14 protein-coding genes are annotated in these 16,773 nt (G+C 64.0%); 5 read left to right on the top strand and 9 right to left on the bottom strand.

Annotation, left to right across the window (positions count from 1 at the left end; all coding sequences use genetic code 11):
• Nucleotides 1–119 precede the first annotated feature (119 nt).
• Nucleotides 120–1,094: a 2-hydroxyacid dehydrogenase gene (locus ACXX81_RS17930; RefSeq protein WP_209988787.1), complete on the bottom strand. Its 975-nt coding sequence runs from the start codon at nt 1,092–1,094 to the stop codon at nt 120–122.
• Nucleotides 1,095–1,469: 375 nt separating this feature from the next.
• Nucleotides 1,470–2,438, bottom strand: coding sequence for a LysR family transcriptional regulator (locus ACXX81_RS17925; RefSeq protein ID WP_209988790.1), 969 nt, complete (start codon nt 2,436–2,438; stop codon nt 1,470–1,472).
• Between the two features lie 181 nt (nt 2,439–2,619).
• Between ACXX81_RS17925 and ACXX81_RS17920 the strand changes: the two genes are divergently transcribed.
• The 4 genes from ACXX81_RS17920 to ACXX81_RS17905 are packed head-to-tail and all read left to right on the top strand — an operon-like array spanning nt 2,620 to nt 7,270.
• Nucleotides 2,620–4,077 (top strand): efflux transporter outer membrane subunit, encoded by a 1,458-nt coding sequence (locus ACXX81_RS17920; protein WP_458572146.1) that lies wholly within the window; start codon nt 2,620–2,622, stop codon nt 4,075–4,077.
• On the top strand, nt 4,074–6,209 hold the full coding sequence (locus ACXX81_RS17915) for an FUSC family protein (RefSeq protein WP_458572145.1): 2,136 nt from the start codon (nt 4,074–4,076) through the stop codon (nt 6,207–6,209). Before ACXX81_RS17920 ends, ACXX81_RS17915 begins: the two co-directional genes overlap by 4 nt.
• Nucleotides 6,199–6,399: a DUF1656 domain-containing protein gene (locus ACXX81_RS17910; RefSeq protein WP_209988799.1), complete on the top strand. Its 201-nt coding sequence runs from the start codon at nt 6,199–6,201 to the stop codon at nt 6,397–6,399. Before ACXX81_RS17915 ends, ACXX81_RS17910 begins: the two co-directional genes overlap by 11 nt.
• A gap of 10 nt (nt 6,400–6,409) precedes the next feature.
• On the top strand, nt 6,410–7,270 hold the full coding sequence (locus tag ACXX81_RS17905) for an efflux RND transporter periplasmic adaptor subunit (protein ID WP_458572144.1): 861 nt from the start codon (nt 6,410–6,412) through the stop codon (nt 7,268–7,270).
• 211 nt (nt 7,271–7,481) lie between these two features.
• Here the strand turns inward: ACXX81_RS17905 and ACXX81_RS17900 are convergent, their stop codons facing one another.
• The 7 genes from ACXX81_RS17900 to ACXX81_RS17870 form a co-directional block, all read right to left on the bottom strand.
• Nucleotides 7,482–8,384 carry an HlyD family secretion protein gene (locus tag ACXX81_RS17900; protein ID WP_231423000.1) on the bottom strand — a complete coding sequence of 301 codons (903 nt, stop codon included), beginning with the start codon at nt 8,382–8,384 and terminating at the stop codon, nt 7,482–7,484.
• Nucleotides 8,381–9,133, bottom strand: a complete 753-nt coding sequence (locus tag ACXX81_RS17895) for an ABC transporter ATP-binding protein (protein WP_458572143.1) — start codon at nt 9,131–9,133, stop codon at nt 8,381–8,383. The genes ACXX81_RS17900 and ACXX81_RS17895 overlap by 4 nt, the downstream gene beginning before the upstream one ends.
• Nucleotides 9,134–9,140: 7 nt before the next feature.
• Nucleotides 9,141–10,271, bottom strand: coding sequence for an ABC transporter permease (locus tag ACXX81_RS17890; protein WP_209988811.1), 1,131 nt, complete (start codon nt 10,269–10,271; stop codon nt 9,141–9,143).
• Nucleotides 10,271–11,644, bottom strand: coding sequence for a TolC family protein (locus tag ACXX81_RS17885; RefSeq protein ID WP_458572142.1), 1,374 nt, complete (start codon nt 11,642–11,644; stop codon nt 10,271–10,273). The genes ACXX81_RS17890 and ACXX81_RS17885 overlap by 1 nt, the downstream gene beginning before the upstream one ends.
• Nucleotides 11,645–11,876: 232 nt before the next feature.
• Nucleotides 11,877–12,278 carry a DUF4440 domain-containing protein gene (locus tag ACXX81_RS17880; protein WP_209988815.1) on the bottom strand — a complete coding sequence of 134 codons (402 nt, stop codon included), beginning with the start codon at nt 12,276–12,278 and terminating at the stop codon, nt 11,877–11,879.
• A complete protein-coding gene (locus ACXX81_RS17875; protein WP_209988818.1) occupies nt 12,279–13,091 on the bottom strand; it encodes an SDR family oxidoreductase in 813 nt (270 codons plus the stop codon).
• A 14-nt stretch (nt 13,092–13,105) separates the two neighbouring features.
• Nucleotides 13,106–13,570: a multidrug transporter gene (locus ACXX81_RS17870; RefSeq protein ID WP_209988821.1), complete on the bottom strand. Its 465-nt coding sequence runs from the start codon at nt 13,568–13,570 to the stop codon at nt 13,106–13,108.
• A gap of 603 nt (nt 13,571–14,173) precedes the next feature.
• Here ACXX81_RS17870 and ACXX81_RS17865 point away from each other — a divergent pair.
• Nucleotides 14,174–16,687 carry a dermonecrotic toxin domain-containing protein gene (locus tag ACXX81_RS17865; protein WP_458572141.1) on the top strand — a complete coding sequence of 838 codons (2,514 nt, stop codon included), beginning with the start codon at nt 14,174–14,176 and terminating at the stop codon, nt 16,685–16,687.
• Nucleotides 16,688–16,773 lie beyond the last annotated feature (86 nt).

Raw genomic sequence — 16,773 nt, 5'->3', positions numbered from 1 at the left:
CAGGGAAGACAGTCTATGAACCTTTATCGACTTGAAGAAGCCAGCCTTTAACCGATTTTTCGTTCATGTGGCGACCCAATGTGGGAGGGAGCAAGCCTCCTCCCACACTGTGTGTGCTGTCAGCCCTTCCACACCTGCGGGTTCACCAGATCCTGCGGGCGCTGGCCCAGCAGGGCGCTGCGCAGGTTGTCGAGGGCGCGGTTGGCCATGGCTTCGCGGGTTTCATCGGTCGCCGAGCCAATGTGCGGCAGCGTCACTGCATTGCTCAACTGGAACAGCGGCGACTCGGCCAGCGGTTCCTGCTCGTACACATCCAGCCCGGCGCCGCGAATGGTCTGGTTCTGCAAGGCCTGGATCAACGCCGGCTCATCCACCACCGGGCCTCGGGAAATGTTGATCAGGATGGCACTGGACTTCATCAGCGCCAGCTCCCGGGTGCTGATCAGATGACGCGTCTTGTCGCTCAACGGCACTACCAGGCAGACAAAGTCCGCCTCGGCCAGCAGTTGCTCCAGGCTGCGAAACTGCGCACCCAGCTCCTGCTCAAGGGCGGTCTTGCGGCTGTTGCCGCTGTACAGGATCGGCATGTTGAAACCCAGGCGCCCGCGCCGCGCCACGGCGGCGCCGATATTGCCCATGCCGACGATACCCAGGGTCTTGCCGTGCACATCGCAGCCAAACAGCGGTGCGCCAACGCTGGCTTTCCACTGCCCGGCCTTGGTCCAGGCGTCCAGCTCGGCCACCCGGCGTGCGCTGCTCATCAGCAGCGCAAAAGCGAGGTCAGCAGTGCTTTCGGTCAGCACATCCGGGGTGTTGGTGAGCATGATCCCGCGCTCATTGAAATACGCCACGTCATAGTTGTCGTAGCCCACCGACACGCTGGACACCACCTCCAGTTTGCTCGCGCCCTGCAACTGCTCGCGGCCCAGCTTGCGCCCCACGCCGATCAGACCGTGGACATGGGGCAGGGCTTCATTGAACTGCGCGTTGATGTCGCCGAGCTTGGGATTGGGCGCGATCACCTCGAAATCCTGTTGCAGGCGTTCGATCATGGGCGCGGTGATACGGCTGAAGGCGAGGACAGTCTTTTTCATGGCAGGCGGGCTCATCGACTACGGAAGAATGCCAGGCACGCTAACATCCCCACTGACAATTGTCAGGCCGCGCAGCCAGCACGAGCGGGCTTTGTTGTGGCAAGCCCTAATGCCGTTCAGTCAAGGAACATGTGTGGGCTTATTGTGGCGAGCGGGCTTGCCCCGCGTTGGGGTGCGAAGCGCCCCCAATCAAGAAACCCTCGGTATACCTGATACTACGCGGAGGCTGGCTTTGGGCCTGCTGCGCAGCCCAACGCAGGACAAGCCTGCTCGCCACAGGGAATCTGCGCTTAACTGAACGGCCTTGTGGCAAGCCCGCTCGCCACAACAAGCCCTTAAGCCATAGCGATCTGGTCACCTGAAATAGCGGACAGCTCAGTTAGCCAGCCGCGCCCCGCTGAGGCTGCCGCTCAGCTCATACGCCACCAGCTCCGCCTGATGCGCCGCCAGAATCTCCGGCAACGAACCGCGCAGGTATTCCACCCAGGTCTTGATCTTCGCATCCAGGTACTGGCGCGACGGGTAGATGGCGTACAGGTTCAGCTCCTGGGAGCGGTAGTTGGGCATCACCCGCACCAGCGTGCCGTTGCGCAGGCCCTCGATGGCCGCATACACCGGCAGCAGGCCGATGCCCATGCCGCTGGTGATCGCGGTTTTCATTGCGTCGGCGGAGTTCACCAGAAACGGCGAACTGTTGATCGCCACGCTTTCCTGGCCTTCGGGGCCGTTGAAGATCCATTTGTCCAACTGGATCACCGGGCTGACCAGGCGCAGGCAGGCGTGGTTGAGCAGGTCATGGGGGCGATGGGCGCAGCCCTTGGCCTTGACGTAGTCCGGCGAAGCGCAGGCGATGCTGTAGGTGATGCCCAGGCGCTGGGAGACGAAGCCCGAGTCCGGCAGTTCGCTGGCCAGCACGATGGACACGTCGTAGCCCTCGTCCAGCAGGTCGGGCACGCGGTTGGCGAGGGTCAGGTCGAAGGTCACGTCGGGGTGCGTGCGGCGGTAGCGGGCGATGGCGTCAATCACGAAATGCTGGCCGATACCGGTCATGGTGTGCACTTTCAATTGCCCTGCGGGGCGCGCATGGGCATCGCTGGCTTCGGCCTCGGCTTCCTCGACATAGGCCAGGATCTGTTCGCAGCGCAGCAGGTAGCGTTTGCCGGCTTCGGTGAGGGCGATGCGGCGGGTGGTGCGGTTGAGCAAGCGGGTTTGCAGGTGGGCCTCAAGGTTGGAGACCGCGCGCGAGACGTTGGCGGTGGTGGTGTCCAGTTGCACGGCGGCGGCGGTGAAGCTGCCGGCTTCGGCCACGCAACTGAACGCGCGCATGTTTTGCAAAGTGTCCATGGAGAGTTCTCAGGGGAGATGACAAATTGTGACAGAAAGTGGCCCCGTCCAGTGATCCCTACCAACGGATTATCGCGTGAACGGTAACAAAGATTCACAGGAATGCCAGCTTATCCTCCTCCAACGCCCCGCCTAGAATTGCGCCGCCTCTCCCGCACCCCACCTCAGGAATTCGCTTGCCGTGCCGCGTCGCATCAGCAGAGAGCTGAAGACTCTCAGTGTTTGGGCTTTATCGTTAGCAATCAGCGGCTGTATCGGAACCGGAGGCATCGCCCCCCAAGGCCAGTCCTTGAACGCCAATGACCTGGCCACCGATGAGGCGATCCAGCACGCCGCCCGAGACGCGCACTGGCCCACCGCGCAATGGTGGCAGGCCTACGGCGATCCTCAGCTCAACCGCTGGGTCGAGCTTGCCACCCACAGCAGCCCGAGCATGGCCATGGCCGCCGCCAGAGTGCGTCAGGCGCGTGCGCTGGCCGCAATTGCCGAGTCGGCAGAATCCCTGCACATCAACAGCGACACCACCCTCAAGCGCCACCATTGGCCGACGGATCAGTTCTATGGCCCTGGCGAGCTGAGCGGGTCGACCACCTGGGACAACACTTCATCCCTGGGCCTGAGCTACGCCCTTGACCTGTGGGGCCGCGAAAGCAATGCCACCGAGCGTGCCGTCGACCTGGCCCATATGCGCGCGGCCGAGGCGCGCCAGGCTCAACTCGAGCTGCAAAACAACGTGGTGCGCGCCTATATCCAGTGGTCGTTGCATTACGCCAACCGCGATAGCGTGGCGGCCACGCTGGCCCAGCAACAGCAAATTCTCGACCTGGCCAATAAGCGTCTGGACGCGGGTATCGGCACGCATCTTGAGGTTAGCCAGGCTGAAACCCCATTAGCGGAAACCCGTCGCCAACTGGACGCTCTCGACGAAGAAATCGCCCTCGGCCGCAACCAGCTGGCGGCGCTTGCCGGTAAAGGACCCGGCGACGGCGCGCAGTTGCAGCGCCCGACGCTGTCACTCGCCGCGCCGCTGAAGTTGCCATCGCGCCTGCCTGCGCAGTTGCTCGGTCAGCGCCCGGACGTGGTCGCCAGTCGCTGGCAGGTCGCGGCGCAGGCACGTGGCATTGATGTCGCGCAGGCCGGTTTCTACCCCAATGTCGACCTGGTCGGCGGCCTTGGCTACATGGCCACCGGCGGCGGTTTGCTGGCCTTTCTGGCCGGCCACACATTCAACTACACCCTCGGGCCGGCGATCACCTTGCCGATCTTCGACGGCGGGCGGTTGCGTGCCGAGCTGGGGGAGGCCAGCGCCGGGTATGACATCGCCGTAGCGCACTACAACCAGACCCTGGTCAATGCACTCAAGGGCATCAGCGACCAATTGATCCGCCGCGAATCCATGGACAAGCAAGCCTCTTTCGCCGCGCAATCGGTGGCGTCAGCGCAGAACACCTATGACATCGCGACCATCGCCTACCAACGCGGCCTCACCGACTACCTCAATGTGCTGAACGCGCAGACCCTGCTGTTTCGCCAGCAGCAGGTCGAGCAGCAGGTGCAGGCCGCACGCCTGAGTGCCCATGCCGAACTGGTGACGGCACTGGGCGGTGGCCTCGACGCCGGGCAGGACGCGCCGCAATGAAATACCTGCAGTCCCTTGAATGGCGCCGTGGTTTCTTCGACTGGGCGCGCAGCGACGGCGTGACCTGGGTATCTATCTTCAAGGTGCTGATCGCCGCGTTCCTCACGTTATGGCTGGCCATGCGCCTGGAATTGCCGCAGCCGCGCACGGCCATGATCACCGTGTTTATCGTGATGCAGCCGCAGAGCGGCCAGGTGTTCGCCAAGAGTTTCTATCGCTTGCTCGGCACCCTGGCCGGCTCGGCGGTGATGGTGTTGCTGATTGCGCTGTTTGCGCAGCACACCGAACTGTTCCTCGGCGCGCTGGCGATCTGGGTTGGCCTGTGCACGGCGGGCGCGACGCGCAACCGCAACTTTCGCGCTTATGGTTTTGTGCTGGCCGGCTACACGGCGGCGATGGTCGGCCTGCCAGCGCTGGCGCACCCGGACAGCGCCTTCATGGCGGCGGTGTGGCGCGTGCTGGAAATCTCCCTGGGGATCCTCTGCTCCACGCTGGTCAGCGCCGCGATCCTGCCGCAAACCGCCAGCGCCGCGATGCGCAATGCGCTGTATCAGCGTTTTGGCATGTTCGCGCTGTTTGTCACCGACGGCCTGCGTGGGCGCTACCAACGCGATGGGTTCGAAACCGCCAATGTGCGTTTTATCGCCGAGGCCGTGGGCCTGGAAGGGCTGCGCAGCGTCACGGTGTTCGAAGACCCGCACATGCGTCGGCGCAACGGTCGGCTCAACCGCCTCAACAGCGAATTCATGAGCCTGACCACGCGCTTCAACGCCCTGCATCAGTTGCTCGCGCGACTGCGGGCGGGCGCCGCCGATCATGCGGTGGATGCAATCAAACCGGGCCTGCAGGACCTCGCAGAACACCTCGATGGTTTCTCGGGCCGCGCCCTCACCAGTGCCGACGCCGCACGCCTTGCCGAGCAACTGCGCGCCTATCGGCAAGACCTGCCCACTGCGCTGCGCAGCCTGCGTGCGCGCTTTGAGCAGGGCAGCCCAGGCGACGCCGAGCAACTGGACTTCCATACCGCCTGCGAGCTGCTCTATCGCTTTGTCGACGACCTGCACAACAACGCGCAAACCCACGCGTCCCTGGCCGATCATCGCCATGCGCGCGAACAAGGGAACGAACCCTACAGCCCAAAAACCAACTGGCTGGCCTGCGCCGCTTCGGGCATTCGCGCGGCGTTTATCCTGATTGTTCTGGGCAGTTACTGGGTGGCCACCGCCTGGCCCAGCGGAGCTACCATGACGCTGATCGCCGCTGCGACGGTCGGCCTTTCCGCCGCCACGCCCAACCCCAAACGCATGGCGTTCCAGATGGCCTGCGGCACCTTGATCGGCGCGCTGGTGGGGTTTGTCGAAATGTTCTTCATCTTCCCCTGGATCGACGGTTTCCCGCTGCTGTGCGTGGTGCTTGCGCCGGTGATCGTATTGGGTGCCTTCCTCGCCTCACGCCCGCAGTACGCCGGGGTGGGCCTTGGCCTGCTGATTTTCTTCAGCACCGGCTCGGTGCCGGACAACCTCACGGTCTACAACCCCTACACCTTTATCAACGATTACCTGGCCATGGTGATCGGCATGCTGGTGTGCGCGGCGGCCGGGGCGATCATCCTGCCGCCGAACAGCCGCTGGCTGTGGCGCCGCCTCGAACAGGACCTGCGCGAGCAAGTGGTGTATGCCATCGGTGGCAAACTCAAGGGCCTGGCCGCACGGTTTGAAAGCCGCACCCGTGACCTGCTGCACCAGGCCTACGGCCTCGCCGTCGCGCAGCCGCAGGTGCAACGCGACCTGCTGCGCTGGATGCTGCTGGTGCAGGAAGTCGGCCACGCGATCATTGAGTTGCGCAACGAGCAGGCGATGCTGCCGGTGCACCCGGCCTACGCCGAGTCCCAACCCTGGCGCCAGGCCATCCGCGTGATGGGCCGTGCGCTGATGCGCCTGTTCCTGCAACCCAACGCCGGCAATCTGGAGCGCGGGTTGATCGCCGTCGACCACGCGATCAGCCGCGTGCAGGCCACCGACGAACCCTTCGCCCCGCACTTCGACACCTCGGCCCTGCGCCGGATCAAAAGCTACCTGCACTTTATCCGCACCTCGTTGCTCGACCCGCAAGGACCGCTGCATGCCTCGTGAAATCGCGTTCCACGGCCTCTACATGCCAAGCATCACCCTGATGTTCCTGATCGCGGCGGGCCTTGCCTGGGCGCTGGATCGCTGTATGGCGGGGTTTGATCTGTACCGTTTCTTCTGGCACCCGGCGTTGCTGCGCCTGAGCCTGTTCGTCTGCCTGTTCGGCGCCTTGGCGCTCTGCATCTACCGTTGAGAATGCCCCGATGAAAAAGTTTTTCAGCCTGCTCGCCACCTTGCTGGTATTGGCGCTGGCGATCTGGATTGGCCGCACGCTGTGGGTGCACTACATGGACACACCCTGGACCCGCGACGGCCGCGTGCGTGCCGACATCATCAACGTCGCGGCCGACGTGACCGGCGAGGTGATCGAGGTGCCCGTGCGCGATAACCAGCTGGTCAAAAAAGGTGACCTGCTGATGCAGATCGACCCCGAGCATTACCGCATTGCGGTCAAGCAGGCGCAGTCCCTGGTGGCCTCCCGCAAAGCCACCTGGGACATGCGCAAGGTCAACGCCCACCGCCGCGCCGACCTCGACGCGCTGGTGATCTCCAGGGAAAACCGCGACGACGCCAGCAACATCGCCGACGCGGCCCTGGCCGATTACCAGCACGCCCTGGCGCAACTGGAGGCCGCCGAACTCAACCTCAAACGCACCCGGGTGCTCGCGGCGGTCGACGGCTACGTCACCAACCTCAACGTGCACCGCGGCGACTATGTACGCATCGGCGAAGCCAAAATGGCCGTGGTGGACATGAACTCGTTCTGGGTCTACGGCTTCTTTGAAGAAACCAAGTTGCCCCATGTGAAGGTGGGCGACAGCGCCGATATGCAATTGATGAGCGGCGAGACCTTGAAAGGCCATGTGGAAAGCATTTCGCGCGGCATCTACGACCGCGACAACCCCGAGAGCCGGCAGCTGATTGCGGATGTGAATCCGACCTTCAACTGGGTGAGACTGGCCCAGCGCGTGCCGGTGCGCATTCATATCGATCAAGTGCCGGAGGGTGTTGTGTTGGCGGCCGGGATCACCTGCACCGTGATCGTGACGCCAGTGCGGCACTGAACCTTGGCGAACTGTGGCGAGCAAGCTGTGACGGCGGTCTTTTGTGGCGAGCGGGCTTGCCCCGCGTTGGGGTGCGAAGCGCCCCCAATCCAGCAAATGCGGTGTACCTGATACGCCTCAGCGCCTGGTTTTGGGGCTGCTGCGCAGCCCAACGCAGGACAAGCCTGCTCGCCACAGTGCCCGTCTGCCACAGGGGAGCCTTTGCCGATAGCTAAGGCCCAAACCGCACCAGCATGCGCTGCCCCACCCGCAGCGATGCCGGCGGTGGTTGGTCGAACGCGAGTATGCATTCGACCGTGCGCATATTGGCTCTGACCTGGGGGTCGTCTTCCAGGGTGCTGCTGCCCAGCACTGAGCTGATGCGCACCACGTGGGCGGTCAGCGGCGTGGAGCCGTTGACGCTGTCGTCGGTGACCTCGGCTTTCATCCCCGGGACCACCACGCCGGTGAATGACTCATTCAGCTCGGCGCGCACGATGCGTGGCTGGTTGGGCAGCAACACGAATGCTGCGCCCGATTGTGCGGAGACGGCGGCGCCAGGCTGGATCAGGCGGCGGACCACTTCGGCGTCGATGGGCGCACGCAGGCTGCGCCGGGTCAGTTCGTAGCGGGCCGCCGTCAGTTTTCTTGCGGCTGCCTGGGCGTCGCCCTGATTCTTTTCAAGCGCGTCGCGTAACCGCGCGGCGCTCTCGCGGGCCTCGTCGGCGCTCTGGCTATCGCCAGCACCGGCGGCAGCGGCCGTGCTCAGGCGCGTGGCCGTCTGCTCGGCGAACGTGAGTTGCCTGGCCAGTTGCCTGGCCTGGACCTCCACCTGCTGTTGTTCCCCCAACGCGGCAGCCACCGCCAGTTGCGCGGCCTCACTGTCCAGCGTGGCGAGCAGTTGGCCCTGCTTGACGGACTCGCCTTCATTGACCTTGACCTCGGCCACCACGCCGTCACGGGTGACGCCCAGCCTGAGCAGGCCGCCTTCCACGTCGATGCGGCCGCGCGCCACCGCGAGATAGGTCGGGGGCGCCGCAGCGGGCTTGGCCGGGACGTCTTCACGGGAGCAGGCACTCAGCACCAGCAGTGCGCTGCTCAACAACAGCCAGGGGCGAAACAGACGTGGGTTCATGCGCTGGGTTCCTGGGCACCGGCGATCGTCGCCGGCTGGAAGGGAGAAGGGGTGTCGTTGAGGATGCGGCCGTCTTCAATGGTCAACACCCGGTCGGCATTGCTGATCAACCGCGGGTCGTGACTGACGCACAGCACCGTGGTGCCCCGGGTGCGGGCGATGCGGTGCAGGATGTCGATCACGATGTGGCCATTGGCGGCGTCCAGCGCACTGGTCGGTTCGTCGGCGAACAACAACTCGGGCGCCTTGGCCACTGCCCGCGCAATCGCAACGCGCTGCTTTTCGCCGCCGGACAATTCGGCCGGGCGCAGTTTCAGGCGCGCACCCAGGCCGACCTCTTCCAGCGCTTCGATGGCGCGTTGCTGGATTTCCCTGGCCGGCAGCCCGAGGTAGCCCAACGGCAGCGCCACCTGCTGCAGCGCGGTCAACGCCGGAAACAGGTTGAAGCCCTGGAACACAAAGCCGGTGTGCCGTAGGCGAAACTGCTCCAGGGCGCGTGCGTCGAGGCTGGCCAAGTCGTGCCCGAGTGCGCTGGCGCTGCCGCGGTCGGGCCGCTGCAGGCCGCTGAGAATCGCGAGCAGGGTGCTTTTGCCGCAGCCGGACGGGCCGGAGATCAGGGTCAGTTCGCCGGGGCGTATCGCCAGGGTGATGTCGTTCAGCACGGGGGTCACCACCCGTCCCGAGGTGAAGGATTTGCTGATCCCGCTGGCGTGCAGGGTGATAGGGGCTGCCGAGGTCAGGATGCGCATGGGCGGGTCATCTCAAAAGGCTCGCCGGGTCGGCGTGACGTAAAGTGCGGATGGCCGCCAGGCCTGACACCAGGGCCAGGGTCATGCTCAGCAGCAGGCACGCCAGGGCTGCGATGGGCGAGAGCTGCAGTGGCACGTTGTAGTAGCCGGCCAGCACGAAGAACAGCCCGGCCAGCAGCGAACTGCCGAGCAGGCCCAGGGCCCCGACCCAGAACGCCTGCTCCATCACCACTTTGCGCAAGGCCGTGACGCCGACGCCGAGGGCGTTCAAGGTGGCGTATTCGCGGATCGAGCCGACGACCGCAGCCACCAGCGTCTGGCTGGTGATCACGGCGCCCACCAGAAATACGATGGCCGCCAGAAACAGCACGCCGGCCCCGGCGCCCGTGTCGAACATCCAGTACCACTGCGAGCGCTGGGCGAACTGTTGTGCCGTCCACACCGCGTAGCTGCCGAACGCGGCGCCGTCGCCCAGGCGTGTGGCAACCGCCTCGGCCTGAGCCGGGTCGCGCACCTTGGCCACGAGGTAGGTAATGCGGTCTGCGGGAGCGGTGGTGTCGAGTTGTCGCGCGGTGGTCAGCGACGCCAGCACGTTCACCCCGCCCAGCGCGCGCAGGCCGCTGGCGATGCCGACCACGCGCACGCGATGGCCGTTGATGGTTGCGGCGTCCCCCAGGTTGACGCCCAGGCTGTCGAGGTCGGCGCGGTCGACGATCACGGCGCCGGGTTCGTCCAGGCGTGCGCGCAGATCGGTCGATAGCACGCGTTCAAACATCAGGCCTTGGGGACCCGCGTCGATACCCGACACAAACACCGACACGCCGCCGGTGTCCCGTGCGCCGCGCCAATCGGCGTCGACCCAGCGAAACGGTTCCACCCGCACCACATCGGCGTCCATGCGCAAGCGCATCTCTACGCCGGCGTCGATGGGCCTGCCGAGGTTGACGCTCTGGGTGCCGGGGTAACCGACCCACAGGTCGGCCGTGGAGCCGGTGATATACACGCTGGCGCTGCCAAAGATGCCCAGCACCAGTGCGGCCTGCAGCAATTGCAGCAACCCGGCGAAGCCCACGGCAATGATTGCCGGCAGGAAGCGGCGCCATTCATGGATCAGGGTCAGGCGGGCGAGCGCAACCATCAGTCCGTTTCCTTGATTGCGCTGGCCGGCAACGGCGCGCCACCAAGCGCCTTGTACAGCGCGATGTAGGCGATACCCCGTTCAGTGCTGGCAGCGTCGGCCTGTTGCCGGGCCTGCTGCGCCTGCACCTCGGCGCCCGCCAGCTCCAGCGTGCTCATCAACCCCAGCTGCGTGCGCTGTCGCAAGGCGTGCAGGCGTGCTTGCGTCGCTGCCTGTGCCTGGCGGGATGCCTGTTCACGCAAGCGTGTCTGTTCCAGGTCCCCCAGCGCCATTTCCACCTGAGTGACGCCTTGCAGGACGGCCTGGCGATAATCCAGCAGGGCGGCCTGCAGCAGGTGGTCGCTGGCGCGAGCGGCGCTGGCGCGTTGGCCCCAGTCGAACAGCGGAATGCTGATGCCCGGTCCGGCCGAGAAAATGCCGTTGCCGCTGGGCGTGCGTTTGCGGTTGCTGGCGATGTTCACCGACCACTGCAACGAGGCGCCCAGGCTCAGGCGTGGGTACATGTCGGCGCGGCTCATGCCCAGCTCACCGGCGGCGACCAGCACCTGGGCTTCGGCGCTGGCGATTTCCGGGCGTGTGCGCAGCAGGTCCGCCGGCAGGTTGTCGAGTTGCCACGGGCCAAGGGTGGGCAGCGGTCGCGGTTGCAGCCAGCGCGGTTCAGGTTCGGATTGGCCCGCCAGCAGCGCCAACTGTTGCGCGTGGCGGTTGATCAACTGACGCGGCGTGCTCAGGCTCATCTCGGCCTGCGCCAGTTCCACTTCAGCGGCGGCCACTTCGGCGGGCGAGGCCAGGGCCAGGTGCTCGCGCACCCGCAGCAGCGCCAGTTTTTCCCGCTGGGTGTCGCGCTGGCGGGTCAGGCTGAGCTGCGCCTGTTGCGCCGAACGCAGCTCCAGCCACTGCCGCGTGAGTTCGGCCACCAGTGACACTTGCACGCTGCGCACCTCGGCCTGCAGCAGCGTTTCATGGCCCTGGGCCAGGCGCTCGGCACTCTGCCGGGCACCGAACAGGGGCAACTCCCACTGTGCATCGAAGCCGATCAGAAAGTACGAGGTGCTGGTGTCAGGGCTGATCGCATCATGGGTCTTCACGCCCAGCGACGGCAGGTAAGGTGCCTGCGCGCTGCGGCTGAGCACGCGGGTGGCACGCAACCGCTCGATGGCCGCGCCCGCCTCCAGATTGTTGTGCAGGGCACGCACCACCAGGGCATCGAGTTCGGGGTCGTTGAAGGCGCGCCACCACTGATTGACGTCGGGCTTGCGCGGCGCCAGGTCTGGCGGGGTGTTGCGCCAGGCCTGCGGCGTGGACGGTTTCAAGGCCGGCAGGGGGGCTACCGAACAGCCGGCGATCAACACCAGGGACAGGGTGCATAGCATGCGACACGAGCGCGATCTGCTAGGAAACTTGATAGGGGTCACCCAAGGGCGTGATTGGATCGAGGCGGACTACGATCAACGACAAACGCGAGAGGGGTCTGAGGATGCTGAGTCTGGATTCAGGACGCGACTGTACCCATAGCGCCCGTTCAGTTCTGTAGCGAAATTGTATTGCAGCGCAATGAGCGGGCTGGCGACCGCGCGCGCGGGCCAGCCTTGGGGAAGTGGCCGATCAGGCCTGGCAGTAGGTCTCGTGCAAATGGCGCCACAGCAGGGCGCCGCTGGCCAGCTTCTCGAACACCACCGTGGCCCGGCGGTCTGTCTGGGTGCCGCTGTCATCGACCTGATGCTCGCGGTAACTGACGATGGCCCCGCGTGCGTGCCGGTCAATGCCGGTCAGCTCGCTCAAGGTGATCTTCAACCCCGGCCGCTGCCCGCCGAGCCGCGTAAACAGATAATTGACCCCGGCCGCATTCATGCGCGTACCGGTGGACGGCGCAATCATGGTGAACTCCGGCGAGAAGCGCGCCAGCAACTGTTGCAGCGTGCCCTGCGGCGCGACACCGGCGAACCATTGCTCGATCTCGATGTGGGTCTGAATCACTTCTTCGAAAAAGTCGCTGTAGTCGATCATTTATAAACTCCCATTCAAGCCAAAGCGTTTCTTCAATGCTTTTTCCAATAAGCCCCTGGGCAACAACGCCGCCATCAGCGGCAACACCCGGCTGCCATTGCCCGAGCGCAGCAGGCGCGGGGGCTGTTGCCGCTGCGCGGCCTGGAGCACATGCGCCGCGAATACGCCGGCGGGTGTCGGCTTGTCCTGTGAGGCCTGGGTGCGGGCGCGGATGCTTTCGCGCAGGGGCCACCAGGGTGATTGTTCGTTGATCAACTGTTCGGCCTGGGCGCCGGCGTTTTTCGCAAATTGGGTATTGATCGCGCCGGGTTGCACTTCCATCACACGGATGCCGAACGGTGCCAGTTCCATGCGCAGGGCATCGCTCAGGGCGTGCACGGCGGCTTTGGAGGCGCAGTAGGCGCCGGCAAACGGGGTGACCAGCACACCGGAGACGCTGCCGATGTTCACCACCAGGCCCTTGCTGCGCCGCAGGGCGGGGAACAGCGCCTGGGTCACGCCGACAATGGAAAACACATTGGTCTCGAACTGGCGCTGCATGGCTTCGGTGCCGCCGTCGAGCAGCGGCCCCATGCCGCCGTAGCCGGCGTTGTTGACCAGCACATCCAGCTCGCCCAGTTGCTCGGCCAGGTGCTGCAGGGCGGCGCTGTCGTTGACGTCCAGTTGCACGGCCCGCAAGCCTGCGGCAGCGAGGGCGGCGACATCGTCCGCGCGGCGGGCGCTGGCCCACACGTCGAAGCCTGCGCTTTTAAACGCGTCGGCCAGGGCGCGGCCGATGCCGCTGGAGCAGCCGGTGATGAGTACGTTGGGCATGGGTCAATCCTTTGTCAGTCCGAGAAACTGCCTTGCAGGTGCTCGGCACGAAATTCCAGGGTTTGCGCGCGGTAACCGGGGCGCAGTGGCGGGGTGGGCAGGCAGTCGTCCCAGGTGGCGCCGGCCTGCAGTTCGCCGGGGCCGCGATAGCGCGGAGCGGCGTAGACGTTGTCGGCCAGGTTCACGCTGTCGCCCGGTGCGTAGGCGGCGACGCGCCAGCGCAGTTCGGTGAGGGGTACGTCGTTGCCGTTGTTCAGGGTCAGTTTCAGTGGGCGGTCGGCGGGGCATTCCTGGGGTGCGTAGACGATGCGCAGTTCAAGGCGCGCCAGTTGCGAGGCTTCGCGGTTGTCCAGCCACACCACCCACACCGCGACCAGACCCAGGCCTGCGGCGGCGGCCAGGGACACCGGCAAGGCTTTGGCCGGGTAGCGCAGCAGCAGGATCAGCCAGGTGATGATCAGGAGAACGCCGAAGAACATGGAAACCGCCTCGCGAATGGATGGACCATCCTACTGTGGGGGAGGCGGGTTGACTATCCGGTGTGCTTTCGCACGCCATCGCAGGCAAGCCAGCGCTTATCAAACTTATTGATTTTAAAACCTGAAGTTTCAGGCAGCCACCTTCCCGTGGCGAGCGGGCTTGCCCCGCGTTGGGGCGCGGAGCGCCCCCAATCAAAGAAAACGCGGTGTACGTGACACTACGCAGAACATGGTTTTGGGGCTGCTGCGCAGCCCAATGCGGGGCAAGCCCTGATGCCGTTCAGTCAAGTGCAGATGCTCTGTGGAAGCGGCGGTGCGACTTGCTCGCGAACGCTTACTGACTGAACAGCCAGTGTGAGTACACGGGCAATGCCTGATACGTCGCTGGTGCGTTCGCGTGCATGTTTGATGGGGATGCCACCACACGTCCCAAAAAAAGCGGTGTCCAACTCGCTGCGGATGACGGGCGCAATGTTCTGCAATAGACATTAATCCTAACGGAGTGTGTTCGCGTTTTTTTGCTCGGATTGACACTCAGGTCATGACGTCCTTTCGGATAATTCCCAGACCAGATGGTCTGTCAACGTATATGAGCCCCCGCCAATGATCACCGCTCCTCAGCGTTCGCAACATCAGACAGCTCCCATTGAGCCTGCCTATCCGCCAGAGCCGGTGGCGGTGCGGTCTATGCCGCAAGAGCCTGTCCGTTCTGTCCCGTTGACTGCACGCTCAAATGCCCCTGTGGTCGATACCGGGCAAGCCGCCAGGGCCTCGCTCGAGAAAGACAAGTTCAGCAAGCTTGCAATGAGTGCGGCGGCTGCACTCCCGGATGTGCGCGCCGAAGCCAGGCGATGCGCTGAAGCAATTGTGTTCGACCTGACCGGCTTGCATGTGGATGCCGACAAGACCTACCTGAACCGTTTTCATGGTTCGCAATCGGCCTCGACCGCATCCGGTTGGGAACATCTGGATGAGGAGCCAGCCTCCTCAATCAGCTTGACCGACGCAGTATTGAACAACTTTTCCGAGCATGATTGGGTTCCGGGCAATCTGGACCTGGAGGCCGGGTTGTATAAAGACGGCCCCGGCCAGAGTCAAAAATCAGGGTACGGCGCGCATAATCAAATTCCGCTGGCCCCGTCGGATTTTATGCGCGGCGTCTGGAAGTACGATTTGCAGGCGAAGGTCACCGAAAAAATTACCCGTTTCTGGAAAGATCATGCCGATGACTACCGAACAGTCCTGAAAGGCGAATTCATCTACCAGGCGCGTCAGCAACTGCAAACCCAATTGAACAGTCTGCCTGCCGAGCGGGCATTGCAGGTCCCTGAGCATCAGTTCTCCCGTAATGATTTTCGCAGGCTGATGGAAGCGATAGGCGGCGTGCCTGTGGATGAAAACCAGCCTCTGGGCGTCGAACAGTTGAAGGCCCCGTTTCCGGTCAGCGGCAGCGTGGACGTCCATGCCTTCGATATCAATGGATTCAAGTCCACTGATATTTTGCGTTTCACTCTGCCCGACACAGGCCCGCGCGAGTACTTGAAGGGCCGCCTCAACGGCAGGCAGATCCTCTATATACCGGGCGCCAGGCCCGCATTTCTTACATTCGCCTCACTGGAGAAAATGGACCAGTGGGTCGCCGACCAAGCCCGTTCTGCATCAACGCGAAAAGCTCTGGAATCGCACTTCTCATTGGAAAATCGGCAGGACAGGGGGGCCGATACCTTTTGGCTGAACCTGCTTTACGCCGTGAACCCGCTGACCGAGCTGATCGCGCTGATTCCCAGCCGCCCAAAGGAAGGCGTCGACGTGTCCCTGGAACATCTCGGTACGGGCGCCAGCGATAATCTGGAAGGTACCGTCATTGACCGCAGCAATTTCGCCATCAAGGACGATATTTTCAGCCACATGGCGCAACTGACAGCCGAGCGTATGTACAGCGACGCGGATGTTGCCATCAAATCCGACAGTGAAGTCACCCGCGACACCTGGCTTAACGACCTGTCGGTTGCTGCCCAATTGTTGGCCAGATTGGCGCCTCTGGGCGCGCCTGCTGCTGCGGCGGCCGTATTCACAGGCCTTGCGGAAGCTGCAGTGGGGGGCGAAAAAACTGTTTCTGGCGATACACAGGCAGAGCGTGCGGTTGGAAACGCCAAGGTGATCGACGGCATGCTCAACACCCTGTTTTCGATCAGTGGCGGGGCGAAAGTCGACGACCCCTTTACGCTTCCCCAGGAAGGGCCTCCCGTGATCGTGCCGGCGTTCAGCGAGGCCGATATCGGGTTACCTGACTTCAGCGAACACGCGTTGCCCGATGCCCTGTTGGAGGGCTGCACGATCAAGGGCGACGGTACTTACCAGGTCGGGGAGCAGCATTATGTGCGCTACGGCGAAGGCGGGGGTGAACGCGGGGTTTTCGAAATCAGTCGTGTCTACAAATCCGGAGGGCCTGTCTGGGTCATCAATCCGGTGACCAGAGCCAGGGTGATGCTGCTGGAGCCGACAGGCAACGGCCAGTGGCGTATGAACAGAATGCTCGGCGGTGTCAGGGAAGGGCAGCAGTTACCGAGCAAGCGCCCGCGAGACGCGACTGGGACCTCGGCTTCAGCAACGTCCAGCGACGGCCAGACCGGGCAATCCACGTTCAAGCGGCCCAGGTTGGCTGAAGCCTTTCCCGGTGAAAAGGCTGAGCTGGAGCCGCCCGTCAAAGGAAAGAACGTGTTCTACAAATATACGTCGCAAGACCGTCAGGCTTCGTTCGCCGCGCAACGCGCCTTCGAGCCATCCTCCACGCATTTGAACGGAACCCCTCTGCCCCGAGGGCAGGGCAGGCACTACTTTACGGACCTGGCCCCTGAAGACAGGCCAACGGAGCAGATATCCCGGCTGATTTTCGGGCGGCGAAAATATGGCAACACGCTGGATAAAATGACCAACTATTTCGAGGTCAACACCTCAGGCCTGGTGCTGTTGAGCGACCCGGATTACCCACATATCTTCTATGTGGACACCAAGTTCGACATCCCATTGCAGTACAGGACCGGCCCTGGCTCGGGGCTGACCAATCGAGTCATCTCTCGTGGTGAGACGCCCTATATGCCGCCTAATCCTGGCTAGGCAAAAGCGCAGGGGCCTTCACAATCGCCAGCAATCCAAAAAAAAGCCCCCACCCGGCCCACTGCGGATAGGGGACGCAGTGGGCC

The sequence above is a fragment of the Pseudomonas sp. GNP013 genome (genome assembly GCF_054343995.1).
This window is presented reverse-complemented; position numbering and strand designations above follow the sequence as displayed.